The sequence below is a fragment of the Paraburkholderia flagellata genome (assembly GCF_021390645.1).
Taxonomy (GTDB): domain Bacteria; phylum Pseudomonadota; class Gammaproteobacteria; order Burkholderiales; family Burkholderiaceae; genus Paraburkholderia; species Paraburkholderia flagellata.
This window is the reverse complement of the sequence record NZ_JAJEJT010000002.1, coordinates 21,028-33,892: the sequence shown is the minus strand read 5'-3', so window position 1 is coordinate 33,892 and position 12,865 is coordinate 21,028. Positions and strand designations below refer to the sequence as shown.

11 protein-coding genes are annotated in these 12,865 nt (G+C 63.7%); 4 read left to right on the top strand and 7 right to left on the bottom strand.

Annotated features, from left to right (window positions below):
* Positions 1 to 3: 3 nt before the first annotated feature.
* Positions 4 to 1,155, top strand: a complete 1,152-nt coding sequence (gene hpnH, locus L0U83_RS14500) for an adenosyl-hopene transferase HpnH (RefSeq protein WP_233884025.1) — start codon at positions 4 to 6, stop codon at positions 1,153 to 1,155.
* Between the two features lie 106 nt (positions 1,156 to 1,261).
* Here the strand turns inward: hpnH and L0U83_RS14495 are convergent, their stop codons facing one another.
* On the bottom strand, positions 1,262 to 2,773 hold the full coding sequence (locus L0U83_RS14495; protein WP_233884016.1) for a purine-cytosine permease family protein: 1,512 nt from the start codon (positions 2,771 to 2,773) through the stop codon (positions 1,262 to 1,264).
* A gap of 52 nt (positions 2,774 to 2,825) precedes the next feature.
* Complete coding sequence (gene speB, locus L0U83_RS14490; RefSeq protein WP_201699513.1) at positions 2,826 to 3,779, bottom strand: agmatinase; 954 nt, start codon at positions 3,777 to 3,779, stop codon at positions 2,826 to 2,828.
* A 149-nt stretch (positions 3,780 to 3,928) separates the two neighbouring features.
* On the opposite strand from speB, the gene L0U83_RS14485 reads away from it, so the two are divergent.
* Positions 3,929 to 4,849: a LysR family transcriptional regulator gene (locus L0U83_RS14485; protein WP_233884013.1), complete on the top strand. Its 921-nt coding sequence runs from the start codon at positions 3,929 to 3,931 to the stop codon at positions 4,847 to 4,849.
* Between the two features lie 51 nt (positions 4,850 to 4,900).
* On the opposite strand, the gene L0U83_RS14480 is transcribed toward L0U83_RS14485, so the two are convergent.
* The 4 genes from L0U83_RS14480 to L0U83_RS40530 form a co-directional block, all read right to left on the bottom strand.
* Complete coding sequence (locus tag L0U83_RS14480; RefSeq protein WP_233884012.1) at positions 4,901 to 6,865, bottom strand: SMP-30/gluconolactonase/LRE family protein; 1,965 nt, start codon at positions 6,863 to 6,865, stop codon at positions 4,901 to 4,903.
* A 285-nt stretch (positions 6,866 to 7,150) separates the two neighbouring features.
* Entirely contained in the window at positions 7,151 to 7,357 is a 207-nt protein-coding gene (locus L0U83_RS14475; protein WP_233884010.1) for a YbdD/YjiX family protein, read from the bottom strand.
* A gap of 31 nt (positions 7,358 to 7,388) precedes the next feature.
* Positions 7,389 to 9,476, bottom strand: coding sequence for a carbon starvation CstA family protein (locus L0U83_RS14470; RefSeq protein ID WP_233884009.1), 2,088 nt, complete (start codon positions 9,474 to 9,476; stop codon positions 7,389 to 7,391).
* A 203-nt stretch (positions 9,477 to 9,679) separates the two neighbouring features.
* Entirely contained in the window at positions 9,680 to 9,808 is a 129-nt protein-coding gene (locus L0U83_RS40530; protein ID WP_267939363.1) for a hypothetical protein, read from the bottom strand.
* A 39-nt stretch (positions 9,809 to 9,847) separates the two neighbouring features.
* Between L0U83_RS40530 and L0U83_RS14465 the strand changes: the two genes are divergently transcribed.
* Together L0U83_RS14465 and L0U83_RS14460 are read left to right on the top strand one after the other, a co-directional pair.
* Positions 9,848 to 11,329, top strand: a complete 1,482-nt coding sequence (locus tag L0U83_RS14465; RefSeq protein ID WP_233884007.1) for a cache domain-containing protein — start codon at positions 9,848 to 9,850, stop codon at positions 11,327 to 11,329.
* A 2-nt stretch (positions 11,330 to 11,331) separates the two neighbouring features.
* The gene (locus L0U83_RS14460) at positions 11,332 to 11,997 is read left to right on the top strand and encodes a response regulator (RefSeq protein ID WP_233886517.1); all 666 of its coding nucleotides are present in this window, start codon (positions 11,332 to 11,334) and stop codon (positions 11,995 to 11,997) included.
* Positions 11,998 to 12,065: 68 nt separating this feature from the next.
* On the opposite strand, the gene L0U83_RS14455 is transcribed toward L0U83_RS14460, so the two are convergent.
* Entirely contained in the window at positions 12,066 to 12,674 is a 609-nt protein-coding gene (locus L0U83_RS14455; RefSeq protein WP_233884003.1) for an MlaC/ttg2D family ABC transporter substrate-binding protein, read from the bottom strand.
* Positions 12,675 to 12,865: the final 191 nt, after the last annotated feature.

The window sequence follows — 12,865 nt, the reverse complement described above, 5'->3', positions numbered from 1 at the left end:
GCTTTGTCTATTCCGCTGCTACAAAAAGTCCGCGTTGGCTCGTACATCTTTCGCCAGCATTTCAGCGGCAACAAGCGCTATCCGCTCGCGCTCATGCTCGAACCGCTGTTCCGCTGCAATCTCGCCTGCAATGGCTGCGGCAAGATCGACTATCCGGACCCCATCCTGAACCAGCGCCTGTCGCTCCAGGAATGCCTCGAAGCCGTCGATGAGTGCGGCGCGCCGGTCGTTTCCATCGCAGGCGGCGAGCCGCTGCTGCACAAGGAAATGCCGCAGATCGTGAAGGGCATCATGGCGCGCAAGAAGTTCGTGTATCTCTGCACGAACGCGCTGCTCATGGAAAAGAAGATGGACGACTACGAGCCGAACCCGTACTTCGTCTGGTCGGTGCACCTGGATGGCGACCGCGAAGCGCACGATCACTCGGTTTCGCAGGAAGGCGTCTACGACAAGGCCGTCGCGGCCATCAAGGAAGCGAAGCGCCGCGGTTTCCGCGTGAACATCAACTGCACGCTGTTCAACGACGCTCAACCCGAGCGCGTGGCGAAGTTCTTCGACACGGTCGGCGAGATCGGCGTCGATGGCATCACGGTTTCGCCGGGCTATGCCTATGAGCGCGCGCCGGACCAGCAGCACTTCCTGAACCGCGAGAAGACGAAGAACCTGTTCCGCGAGATCTTCAAGCGCGGCAACAACGGCAAGAAGTGGTCGTTCAGCCAGTCGAGCCTGTTCCTCGACTTCCTGGCGGGCAACCAGACGTACCAATGCACGCCGTGGGGCAACCCGGCGCGCACGGTGTTCGGCTGGCAAAAGCCTTGCTATCTGGTCGGCGAAGGTTATGTGAAGACCTTCAAGGAGCTGATGGAAACCACCGACTGGGACAAGTACGGCACGGGCAAGTACGAAAAGTGCGCGGACTGCATGGTCCACTGCGGCTTCGAGGCAACCGCCGTGATGGACACGGTGGCGCACCCGCTCAAGGCGGCGCGCGTCGCGCTTACGGGTCCGCGCACGCAAGGCGCATTCGCGAAGGATATTTCGCTGGATGGGCAACGTCCGGCTGAGTACGTGTTCTCGCGTCACGTCGAGATCAAGCTCGAAGAGATCAAGAACGCGGCCAAGACGAAGAAGCCGGCTACGGTCGCGGCTAGCTAATACGCTTTAATACGCTTCGCGCGTTCAGTAAGCGAAAAGGGCGCAACGGTTTTGACCGTTGCGCCCTTTGTTTTTTTGCGGCGCAGATTCACGCGCCGCACGCCCTTCAATGCCCCGCTGACTGCCGCGCCATCGCAACGATGTCGCTTTCCTTGATGGTGCGAATTACCTTCTCTTCCGCGCGCAGGTCGAGCGAACGGCTCAGCACGTAGTAGCTCGCGCCCGCAACGATCAGCCCGACGAGCCACGCGAGATCGATGCCGTCCATCAGGTGAGCGAAGTAACCCACGAAAATCTCCTTGCCCGACTCGTTATCGACGATGGCGAAGAACGGAATCATCGCTGCGAAGCCGATCAGATACGCGGCAATCCCTCGCATCTGCCACGCGCCGTAGATGCCCTTCGGCGTGAAGAAGTGCGAGATCGCGTAACGCCCCTTGCGCACGAAGAAGTAATCGACGAGATTCACGGCGGTCCACGGCACGAGGAAGTACAGCATCAGCACGAGGAACGTGTTCAGCAGCGCCACGCCGTTGCCCTTGATCGACAGCGTGCACGCCAGCAGGATCGCGCTGATGGTCATCACCGCGCCAATGCGGGCGCGGCGCGTGGGCTTGATCTTGCGGAACGAGTCGACGCCCGTGAGCAGCGTGAGCATCGCGCTATAGGTATTGAGCGCGATGATCGGCAGGAAGCCCGCCACGGAAACAATGACGAGCAGGCTGCCGCAGCCAGGGAACAGCGAAGCGCCGACCTGATTGAGCGCAACGAGCGCATCGGACGCCTTCAGTTGCTGCGCGAGCCACGCGCCAAGACCGATCATCCAGGCGCCCGAGAGCGAGGCGCCGAGGAAAATCGCGGAGATCAGCTTCGCGCGGCTCGTGTGCTTCGGCAGATAGCGCGAGTAGTCCGAAACATACGGCGCGTACGAGATGTTGTAGCTCGCGCCAATGGCGAACTGCGTGAGGAACGCGACCCAGTTGAAGCCGAGGTGCACGCCCGCGCCCGATGCCGCGGCAGCAATGGGAGCGGCACCCTTGCCCGCGCCGAACGCAAGCGCAATCGTGACGAGCGCATAAAGCGGCAGCGTCGCGATCAGCGCCCACTTGAACGCCTTGTGCATGACGTCGTGACCGTAGATCGCGAGCGCGCCGCCCGCGACTGCCGCGACGATCGCCACCACAGAAGGATTCACGCCGAACACGTTCTTCAGGCCGTCCATGATCAGCGAGATGTTCACGACGTTGAAGCCGACGAACACGAAGAGCGTGGCAAGCAGCGCGAGCGCGACGCCGCGATAGCCGAACTGGGCGCGCGACTGGATCATCTGCGGCAGACCCATCTCCGGGCCCTGCGAGCCGTGGAACGCCATGAAGATCGTGCCGAACATGATGCCGAGTGCGCCGCCCAGCGTGGTCCAACCGGCGGAAAGGCCCATGCTCGGCCCAACGAAGCCGATGGAGATGGTGAAGAAGTGGAAATTGCCGAGGAACCAGAACGGACCCTGGCTGCTGAGTTTCGCGTGACGCTCGCGTTCGGGAATGTAGTCGATCGACCGGCTCTCGATTTCGAGGCCAGCCGTCTCGGCCGCGAGGCCAGCGCTTTCGTGGGCATTCATGCTGCTTGTCTCCAGATTTTCGTAATGTGTTCGGGTGGCGGGGCGCGGCCGCTCAGTCGCGGCGCTTCACGCCCGGCAACACGCAAAGCAATTCGAACGCGAGATTGGCCCCGAGCAGCGCCGTGGTGCCGAACGGGTCGTACGGCGGAGCCACTTCCACGAGGTCCGCACCGACGATATCGAGCCCCCACGAACCGCGGATGATCTCGAGCGCCTGCGGCACGGTCAGCCCGGCGATCTCCGGCGTGCCGGTGCCCGGCGCGTAGGCGGGATCGATGCCGTCGATGTCGAAGCTCACGTAGACCGGACCGCCCTGCACGCGCGCGCGCACCTCTTCCATCAGCGGCGCCAGCGAACGGTTCCAGCATTCCTCGGCCTGCACGACCTTGAAGCCTTGCTGGCGGCACCAGTCGAAGTCCTCGGCCTCGTAGCCGGTACCGCGCAATCCGATCTGCACGACACGATCGCAGTCGAGCAACCCTTCCTCCACGGCGCGGCGAAACGGCGTGCCGTGCGCGATCTTTTCGCCGAACATCGTGTCGTTGACGTCGGCGTGCGCGTCCACATGGATGAGGCCCACGCGACCATGCTTGCGATGGATCGCTCGCAGGATCGGCAGCGTGATCGTGTGATCGCCGCCGAGCGAGATCGGGCGGCAGTCATGTTCGAGGATCGCGTCGTAGGCGGCTTCGATGCGTGTGATCGAATCGGCGAGATTGTAGGGATTCGTCGCGACGTCGCCGATGTCGGCCACGCGCAGCGAATCGAACGGCGCCGCGCGCGTCGCCATGTTGTACGGGCGCAGCAGCACGGACTCCGAGCGAACCTGACGCGGGCCGAAGCGCGCGCCGGTGCGGTTCGAGGTGCCGAGATCGAACGGCACGCCCACGAAGCAGGCATCGAGGCCGGACGCGTTCTCGACCTGCGGCAAACGCATCATCGTCGCGATCCCGCCGCAGCGGGGCATGGCATTGCCGCTGAGCGGCTGGAAGTATTGATCAGACATTACGGCTCTCCACTTTCATTTACCGTGCCGTATCATTCGAAACGGCCATAGCCGCAGTTGTAAGCGCGCATCGGCCAAAGATGAATAACGATTCGGCCGCTGTTAACATAGATTCCTATCTATGTTTCGATGAAAACCCCGGAGAATCCATGCTCGGCAGCCTGACCGATCTCGACCTGCGCCTGCTGCGCGTCTTCGTTGCCGTGGCGGACGCCGGCGGCGTGAGCATTGCGCAGACCACGCTGAACGTGAGCCAGCCCACCATCAGCGCACAACTTTCGACGCTCGAAACGCGGCTCGGCTACCGGCTCTGCGAGCGCGGGCGCAGCGGTTTCAAGCTGACGGAAAAAGGGGCGCGCCTTTACGAACTGGCGACCACGCTGCTCGCCGCCGCCGAAGACTTCACGCTCAGGGCGCGGCACCTGGACCGCAAGCTCGTGGGGACATTGAGCATCGGCTTGATCGGCCATACGCCGACCAGCCAGAACGCGCGCATCAGCGAGGCGATCGCTTCGTTCCGGCAACGTGACGAAGCGGTGCGCTTTTCGATTTCGGTGAAGTCGCCGGGCGAACTGGAGGAGCAGTTGCTCAATGGCGAGACGCAGATTGCGGTCGGCTATTTCTGGCACCGCGTGCCGACGCTCGAATACACGCCGCTTTTCATCGAGCGGCAGATCGCGTATTGCGGGCGCGGGCATCCGCTGTTCGAACGCGCAGGGAAACTCGATCCGCTAGAGGCTGCGGAATTCGAATGGGTATGGCGCACGTATCCCACGCCCGAGGCCCAGCATTCGACTACGCAAAACAAGGTCACCGCGCAGGCCGACAACATGGAGGCCGTTGCGCTGCTGATTCTGTCCGGACACCATCTCGGCTACCTGCCTCAGCAGTTTGCGGCGCCGCATGTGCAGCGTGGCTTGCTCGTCGCGCTCAATCCGAAACAGCTCAGCTATGAGGTCACGTTTCATGTGGTCACGCAAAAGCGCAATCGGCATAGCCCGATCGTTCGGGCGTTTCTGGAGGACCTGAAGAACGCGCATTTGCACGAGGCCGAAGACGATGCGCAATAAAGCCGCGCGACAGACTCGGCACCTGTTGCGCCTTTCACGCCTCACTCCGGGCTAAAACGGCAATACCGTTGCCGCCGCCGCGCTCGCGCTCGCCACTGACGGTGTCCATCGATACACCACGGCGCTCGCGGCGTTGTAGTTGTCCTTCGTCACGACATACTCGCCAGTCGAGCGCAGATACGCACGCAGGCCATACATCGAATCCACATCGTTGCCCACGTACACCGCATTCGGATTGCTATTGATTAGCGTCGTGTCGATCGCGCCGGTGGTGAGGTTGAAGGCATCGATGTTGGGCACGGTGTGCACGTAGCCCACGAACAGATAGTTACCGGCGGCTGCAATCGACTTGGGATTCGCACTCGTGAGCGTAATCACCGGATTCGGCGCGCTCGTGTTGCCAGCAAGCCAGCCGTGATACACCTCGACGCGCGTGCCGACCGCAGTCCAGTCGGTAATGCTGGCGTCTTCTCCCGTGAGTATCATCGTGTCGCTTTCGGGCAGGTAGACGATGCGCGTGAGCCGCGAGATCGTGGCGGGAATCGGCGTGGTGAGCGCGGCGCCCCAGAGCGGCTTGCCGGTCGAGTCGAAGCCAGTCAACGGGTAGTGGGAAATGACGTTGGTCTTGTCGAGGCCCACCCACAGGTCGCCCCGGCTGTCGAGGCAAAAGCCGTTTCGCACCGGCGCCGCCGTATTGAACGCCGACCCCGGCAGCGTGTAATCGGGAATGGCGATATAGCCGCTCGCTGCATTGAAGTGGAAGAAGTAGAACGTATCGGAGTTCTGACCGGCGGCCACGAGAATGCGCTGTCCACCCACGCTCGCCACTTGCGCGAAATGCTCGCCGCGCGCGGTGTCTGCGAGATTGATGCGCGGATCGGATGGATACGTGAACGGATCGATGGTGTTGGCCACGAAGGTGCCGCCAGCCGTGCCTGAATAGAGGTTCATGCCGCCGTAGAACGTCGCGCCATCGGTGCCCGGATCCGGCGCTGCATTGCCTTCGAAGTTGAGCGACTGGAGCTTCCAGCGCAGCGTGCCGGTGCCATCGTAAGCGTGCAGATCGGTGCCGCCGTTGCGGCCGAGGTCCCACGAGCCGCCCCACGGATTGTTCAGCACGTACAACGTGCCCGCGGAATCCTTGCCGATACCGACCACGCGCGTAAAGCGCTTGTCGCCCACCTGCCCCTTGATGCCTTTGGTCGTGTCGAGATAGCCGCCCTGAATGCCGAACGTGCCGGTTTGAGAGGGCGTGCCTGTCACGCTGAAGTTCTTGATGTTCATGTCGGGACCCGAGTCGCCGATCATCAACTGTGAGGTCTGCGAATCGAAGTACAGCGACGACGGCCGGGCAGCGGACGCCAACTGGATCGTGTTCAGGAGTTGGCCACCTGCACTGAATTCGAGTACGGCGCCCGCGCTTTTTTGCGCGACCCAGAGATTGCCGCTCGCGTCGAGCGCCAGCGCGCCCGGACCCGTCACGCTGATGTCGCGCTGCCAGACGCCATCCGTGGTGTACACGCGCACGCGGTTGCCGGGGAAATCGCTTGCATAGAGCAGTGCGCCGGAGGTCGCAAGTCCGGTGATGACATCGGCGAGCTTTTCGGTCGTATCGGCGCTCACGGCGATGAGCAGGTCGCGCGCGCCGCTCGCGCGGTTGTATCGCCCGACGTTGCCGCTGCCATATGTCGTGTTGTACTGCATCGCGACGAACAGCGAGGTTGCGTTGCCCGTGATCGCGCCGCCCTGGAAGTCGCCGTGCCCGCCAATCGAGCCGAGGCTCTGGCCGTTCTGGTAGATCGCCACGCCGCCTTCGTTTTCATCCCACATCGACGACGTATAGATCACGCCTTCGGGCGCGACCCACATCGAGCGGGCCACGTTGCCCACGTGCGTCGCGTTGGCGCCGTAGGTGTTCGCAATCCAGTCGGTGGTGTATTGCGCTTCGCAAACAGGCGTAACCGTTGCGGTGAGGGCGGCCGCAAGCATTGCTGCGCCAATTCGATGCAAGATCATGAAAGATTTGATTCGTACACCTTACGGTGTGAGTGTTGAAGATGCAATGTCACCAGCTCGGCGAAAACGCAGTCCGATGCCAGACGATTCGAATCCGTGTGCGACGCATGTGCGGGCGTCATGCGCCGCATTGTTGCGGAGCCTCGTAAAAGTTAACGGCAGCCGCACTGCGAGAATTGAGTGCTTTTTTATATCGCCCCGAACCGCACAGATTACAGGCGTAAAAAAAGGCGCGACGGCCTTCGCCGTCGCGCCTTGCTTTGACCGTGTCCGCTCAGTCAGGCATTAGCAACACTTGCCCGCGCCCGCGCCATATCGGGCGTTTTGCCGCTCGCGGAAGAACTCTTCGTAGGTCATCACCGGGCGGTCGGGATGCGTCGCGCGCATATGCGCGACGTAGCCCTCATAGTCGGGCAAACCGACCATCAAACGCATGGCCTGGCCGAGATAGCGCCCAGCCGTTTGTACGTTGTCGCGAAGTCCCGAGAACATGGTGTGCTCCGTTCAGTAGCGTAACGTCGATTCAATGGACGCGATTCGTCGCGACGGCCGCGCCGCCAGCCGGCATCGCCTGGTACGGCGTTTCCTGCACAGTCGGGCGGTCGATGCGGCGTGCGCGCGCAATCGCGATCAGGCCGTACACGACAATGCTCACCACCACGAAAATGAAGAGGCCCGAAAGCGCGGCGTCCACGTAGTCGTTGAAGACCATGCGCTGCATCTGCTCGAGCGACTTCGCGGGCGCGACGATCTTGCCTTCCGCGATCGCCGCCGAAAGCTTCTGTGCGTGCGCGACGAAGCTCACCTTCGGGTTGCTGTCGAAAATCTTCTGCCAGCCCGCAGTCAGCGTGCAGATAAGCAGCCAGAGCGTCGGCACTGCGGTCACCCATGCGAACTTCTCGCGCTTCATCTTGAAGAGCACGACGGTTGCAAGCATCAGCGCGATACCGGCGAGCATCTGGTTCGAGATCCCGAAGAGCGGCCACAGCGTGTTGATGCCCCCGAGGGGATCGACCACGCCTTGATAGAGGAAGTAGCCCCACGCGGCCACGCACAAGCCGGTGGCGATCAGGTTGGCCGGCAGCGACTCCGTGCGCTTGAGCGACGGATGGAACGTGCCGAGCAGGTCTTGCAGCATAAAGCGGCCCGCGCGCGTGCCCGCGTCGACGGCGGTCAGGATGAAGAGCGCTTCGAAGAGGATGGCGAAGTGATACCAGAACGCCATCATCGCTTCGCCGCCCACTACCTGGTGCAGGATCTGCGCCATGCCCACGGCCAGCGTGGGCGCGCCGCCCGCGCGCGCGACGATGGTCGTCTCGCCTACGGCCTGCGCGGTGTGCGTGAGCATTTCCGGCGTGAGCACGAAGCCCCAGTGGCCCACGGTTTGGGCGACGGCGTCCGGCGTCGTGCCAAGCACGGCGAGCGGCGCGTTCATCGCGAAGTACACGCCCGGCTCGATCACCGATGCGGCGACAAGCGCCATGATCGCGACGAACGATTCCATCAGCATCGCGCCGTAACCGATGAAGCGCGCGTTGGTTTCGTTATCGAGCAGCTTGGGCGTCGTGCCCGACGAGATCAGCGCATGGAAGCCCGACACCGAACCGCACGCGATCGTGATGAAGAGGAACGGGAACAGGTTGCCCGACCAGACCGGACCCGTGCCGTCGATGAACTTCGTGAAGGCCGGCATCTTCAGCTCCGGCGCGACGATCAGAATGCCGATCGCGAGCGCGAGGATCGTGCCGATCTTCAGGAACGTCGAGAGATAGTCGCGCGGCGCGAGCAGCAGCCACACCGGCAGCACTGAAGCGACAAAGCCGTAGCCGATCAGAATCCACGTGAGCTGCGTGCCCGTGAACGTGAACCAGGCTGCGAGCGTGGGCGAATCATGCACGTGCTGGCCGAAGGCGATGGAAGCCATCAGCAGGACGAAACCAATGATCGAAATCTCGCCGATCCTGCCCGGGCGGATGTAACGCACATAGAGGCCCATGAAGATCGCGATGGGAATCGTCGCGGCCACGGTGAACGTGCCCCACGGCGAGTTCGTCAGCGCCTTCACCACGATCAGCGCGAGCACCGCGAGAATGATGATCATGATGAGGAAGGTGCCGAACAGCGCGATCACGCCGGGCACGGGCCCCAGTTCCATCTTCACGAGGTCGCCAAGCGAGCGGCCATCGCGGCGCGTGGAGAGGAACAGCACCACGAAGTCCTGTACGGCGCCCGCGAACACCACGCCCGCGAGAATCCACAGCATGCCGGGCATATAGCCCATTTGCGCGGCCAGTACCGGGCCGACGAGCGGCCCCGCGCCCGCGATCGCCGCGAAGTGATGGCCGAACAGCACGTACTTGTTGGTGGGCACGAAGTCGAGCCCGTCGTTGTGGCGCACGGCCGGCGTCATGCGCAGGCCGTCGAGCTGCAGCACGGTGCTCGCGATGAAGCGGCTGTAGAAACGATACGCGATCAGATAGACGCACACGGCGCAGATCACGATCCACAGTGCGCTGATTCGCTCGCCGTGCGCGAGCGCGATGGTGCCAAACGCGAACGCGCCAAGCAGCGCGACCAGCGTCCAGACGACAAAACTGGATGTCCGACTCATGCGGTGTCTCCGTTCTATGGTTTTGGTTTTGTGCCCGGATTCGAATCCGCGCGTGTGTGCGCCATCGGATGCCGGCGCATGCATGACGCATTGCGCCATGTCGTGGGCGGTAGTATTCGCTTTCAGACCGTCAGCCACAACCGGACAACTACGTAAGCGCGCTACGTAGAACTACGTAGGAAAGACAACAATTCGTTGCGCGCTCAACGACAGTCGTACGCGTCGCGCAAGGGCGCCATCTTGCGCGTCGAGTCGGGGAGTGCAGCGTCCACGCCCGCGCACGCCGCCTTGTAGTCGGCCTCGTTATCGACGGCGATCGCCACGATGTGCACGTCCGGTTATGCTTGAAGACTCAGTTCCCGAACCCAGTCATGCCCACCCCATTTTTCTTTGCTGAGCGCCGCCTGAAGACGAAAATCTTCCTGCTCGCGGTCGTGCCGTTCCTCGCCGCCATTGCCGGCATCGGGATCGGCGTGCGCCAGCAGGCCACGCAGCTCGCGCAAACGCAGCACGCGACCATGCAGAGCGCCTATCTGTCGAGCAAGGAGATCGAGCTGCGTCATTACGTGGAGCTGGCCACGAGCGCCATCGCGCCGCTCTACGCGCCCGAGGAGAACGCCAGCGCCGCGTTGCCCGCTCCAGCCAGCGAAGCCGACCGCCAGCTAGCCGCGCTGGCCGTGCTGCAGAAGATGGATTTCGGCCCCGACGGCTATTTCTTCGTCTACGACATGCACGGCCGCTCGCTCATGCATCCGCGCGAGCCGGCGCTCGTCGGCCAGGATCTCTGGAACCTGCGCGACCCTCAAGGCGCGCTCACGATCCAGCAGCTGATTGCCGCAGCCAGGCAGGGCGGCGGGTATGTGCGCTACATGTGGCACCGTCCGTCCACGGGCAAGCTCGCGCCGAAGCTCGGCTATGTGGTGCCGCTGCCGCGCTGGGGCTGGATGATCGGCACCGGCATCTATCTCGACGACGTCGATTCGACGCTCGCGCACATCGACGAGCGCGCCTTAGCGAACATCGAGCACACCATTCAGTGGCTCGGCGTGATCGCACTCGCAGGCGTGCTCGTGATCGCGCTCGGCGCGCTCGTGCTCAACGTGAGCGAGCACCGCAGCGCCGACGCCAAGCTCAAGCGCCTCGCGCAGCAAGTGGTCGAGTCGCAGGAGCAGGAGCGCGCGCGGCTCTCGCGCGAACTGCACGACGGCATTAGCCAGATGCTCGTTTCGGTAAAGCTGCTGCTGGAGTCGGCGCTCGCGCGCTTCGAGCGCGGCGAAACGCGCGTGCCCGCCGCCGAAGCGTCGCTCGCGACCGGTCTCTCGCGGCTTTCGGACACGCTGCGCGAAGTGCGCAGCATCTCGCACGCGCTGCGCCCCTCGATGCTCGACGACCTGGGCCTCGCCGCCGCGCTGGAGCAACTCACGCGCGAACTGGCCGAGCAAACGGGCATCGAGATCGCCTTCACGCAAGCCGCGCCGAAGCCTGCGAGCAGGAAAGCACAGGCGAGCGCGCTGCCCGACGCCGTCAACACGGTGCTCTTTCGCATCGCGCAGGAAGCGCTCACCAACATCGTGCGGCACGCGCAGGCGGCGCGCGCCGCGCTTACGCTCGAGGTCACGGCGAACGGCGTGACGCTCAGCATCGCCGACAATGGTCGCGGCTTCGACGTGACGCACGCGCTAACCGACCCGCGCGCGGGTCTGGGTCTGCGCAACATGCGCGAGCGGCTGGAGTCTCTTGGCGGCCGCCTCGACATCACCTCGCAGCCCGGCCATACGCTCGTCACCGCGTGGGTGCCCGTTGCGACTCATGCCGCATCCAAAGCCGCCGCCGTATCAGGAACGCCGACATGACGATGACGAATGCAAACGTGAACGAATCGACCAGCCCCGGCGCGAGACCCGCGCGCCTCGTCCTGGTGGACGACCATCCTCTCGTGCGCGACGGCCTGAGAGCACGGCTCGAAGCCGTGCCGGGTTTCGAGGTGGCGGGCGAGGCCGGCAACGCCGACGAGGCCATCGCGCTAGCGGCGTCGCTCGAACCCGATCTCGTGCTGATGGACGTGGGCATGGCCGGCGTCAACGGCATCGCGCTTGCGGGCATCTTCCACGAGCGCTTTCCGGCCATCCGCGTGCTCATGCTTTCGATGCACGACAACGTCGAATACGTGACCGAGGCGGTGCGCGCGGGCGCAAGCGGCTATGTGCTCAAGGATTCGCCGGCCACCGAGATCATCCGCGCGATCGAGGCGGTGCTGGCCGGGCGCACCTATTTCAGCGCGGGGTTGAGCGCGCGCATGATCCAGGCGTCGGCGCGCAGCACGCCTGTTGAGCGGCTCACGCCGCGCGAGCGGGATATTCTCGACGCGCTGGCGCAAGGGCTATCGAGCAAGCAGATCGCGCAGCGCGAGGGGCTCTCGGTGCGCACGGTGGAAACGCACCGGCTGAATCTCAAGCGCAAGCTGGAGATCGAAGGCCAGGCGGAGTTGATCAAGTTCGCGGTGGAGCACCGCCGGAAGTGAAAAGGGCGCTCCGGATTACCCGAAGCGCCCTTACGAAGCACAATGCGTGTGCAACCACCGGCCGGCGATCAGCTGCGCGCGTTGTGGTCGACGAGGAACTTGATGAGCCCGTCGATGCCGCCCTTGGCGATCTGGTCGGCAAATTGCGTCTGGTAGACCTGGATCAGCCAGGCGCCCATCATGTTGATGTCGTAGATCTTCCAGCCGCTGGGCGTTTGCGCGAGGCGGTAGTCGATGGCGTCGTCGCCGCCGTTACTGAGCACATGCGACTGCACCACGGTGTCCTTCGCGCCGGCACCCGTGTTCGAGGGCGCGAACTTGAAGTTCACCTGAGTATCGCGAAGTTGCGAGAGCGACGACGCGTACGTCTTCACGAGCAGGAGTTGAAATTGCTCATACAGCTTCTGCTGCTGTTCGGGCGTGGCCGTCGCCCAAGGTTTGCCAACGGCGATACGCGTGGTGCGTTTGAAGTCGGTGGCGGGAACGAAATGGGTCTGGACCACCTCGGTGATCTTGTTCATATCGCCGCCGCGTGCCTGCGGGTCGGCCTGCATCGCCTTCACGGTGCCTTCCACGGCGGCCTTGACGGTGGCGTCCGGCGAGGTCTGCGCGAACGCCGCGCCCGAAACGCCCGTGAAACAGGCGGCGACGAAAAATGCGGTCAGGTAACGTTTCATACGCTCTTCTGGAACAGTGATATTCAAGCGCCGGTACAGTGCGGTTCAGTGCGTGCGCTGCAGTGCATTCACGCAACCGCCGCGCGGCTGGCTGAGTGAGTATAACGGCTTTGGCGCACTCGCTGCCCACGCGCCGCCCGACGCTCGGAGTGCATGAGCCGCGCCGGGACGGGCGGGGCCGGTATACTTGT

Excerpts from the sequence above, each read along its gene's own strand:
- L0U83_RS14495 (WP_233884016.1), bottom strand. The coding sequence starts at position 2,773 with ATGAATGCCCACGAAAGCGCTGGCCTCGCGGCCGAGACGGCTGGCCTC.
- speB (WP_201699513.1), bottom strand. The coding sequence starts at position 3,779 with ATGTCTGATCAATACTTCCAGCCGCTCAGCGGCAATGCCATGCCCCGC.
- L0U83_RS14485 (WP_233884013.1), top strand. The coding sequence starts at position 3,929 with ATGCTCGGCAGCCTGACCGATCTCGACCTGCGCCTGCTGCGCGTCTTC.
- L0U83_RS14480 (WP_233884012.1), bottom strand. The coding sequence starts at position 6,865 with ATGATCTTGCATCGAATTGGCGCAGCAATGCTTGCGGCCGCCCTCACC.
- L0U83_RS14475 (WP_233884010.1), bottom strand. The coding sequence starts at position 7,357 with ATGTTCTCGGGACTTCGCGACAACGTACAAACGGCTGGGCGCTATCTC.
- L0U83_RS14470 (WP_233884009.1), bottom strand. The coding sequence starts at position 9,476 with ATGAGTCGGACATCCAGTTTTGTCGTCTGGACGCTGGTCGCGCTGCTT.
- L0U83_RS14465 (WP_233884007.1), top strand. The coding sequence starts at position 9,848 with ATGCCCACCCCATTTTTCTTTGCTGAGCGCCGCCTGAAGACGAAAATC.
- L0U83_RS14460 (WP_233886517.1), top strand. The coding sequence starts at position 11,332 with ATGACGAATGCAAACGTGAACGAATCGACCAGCCCCGGCGCGAGACCC.
- L0U83_RS14455 (WP_233884003.1), bottom strand. The coding sequence starts at position 12,674 with ATGAAACGTTACCTGACCGCATTTTTCGTCGCCGCCTGTTTCACGGGC.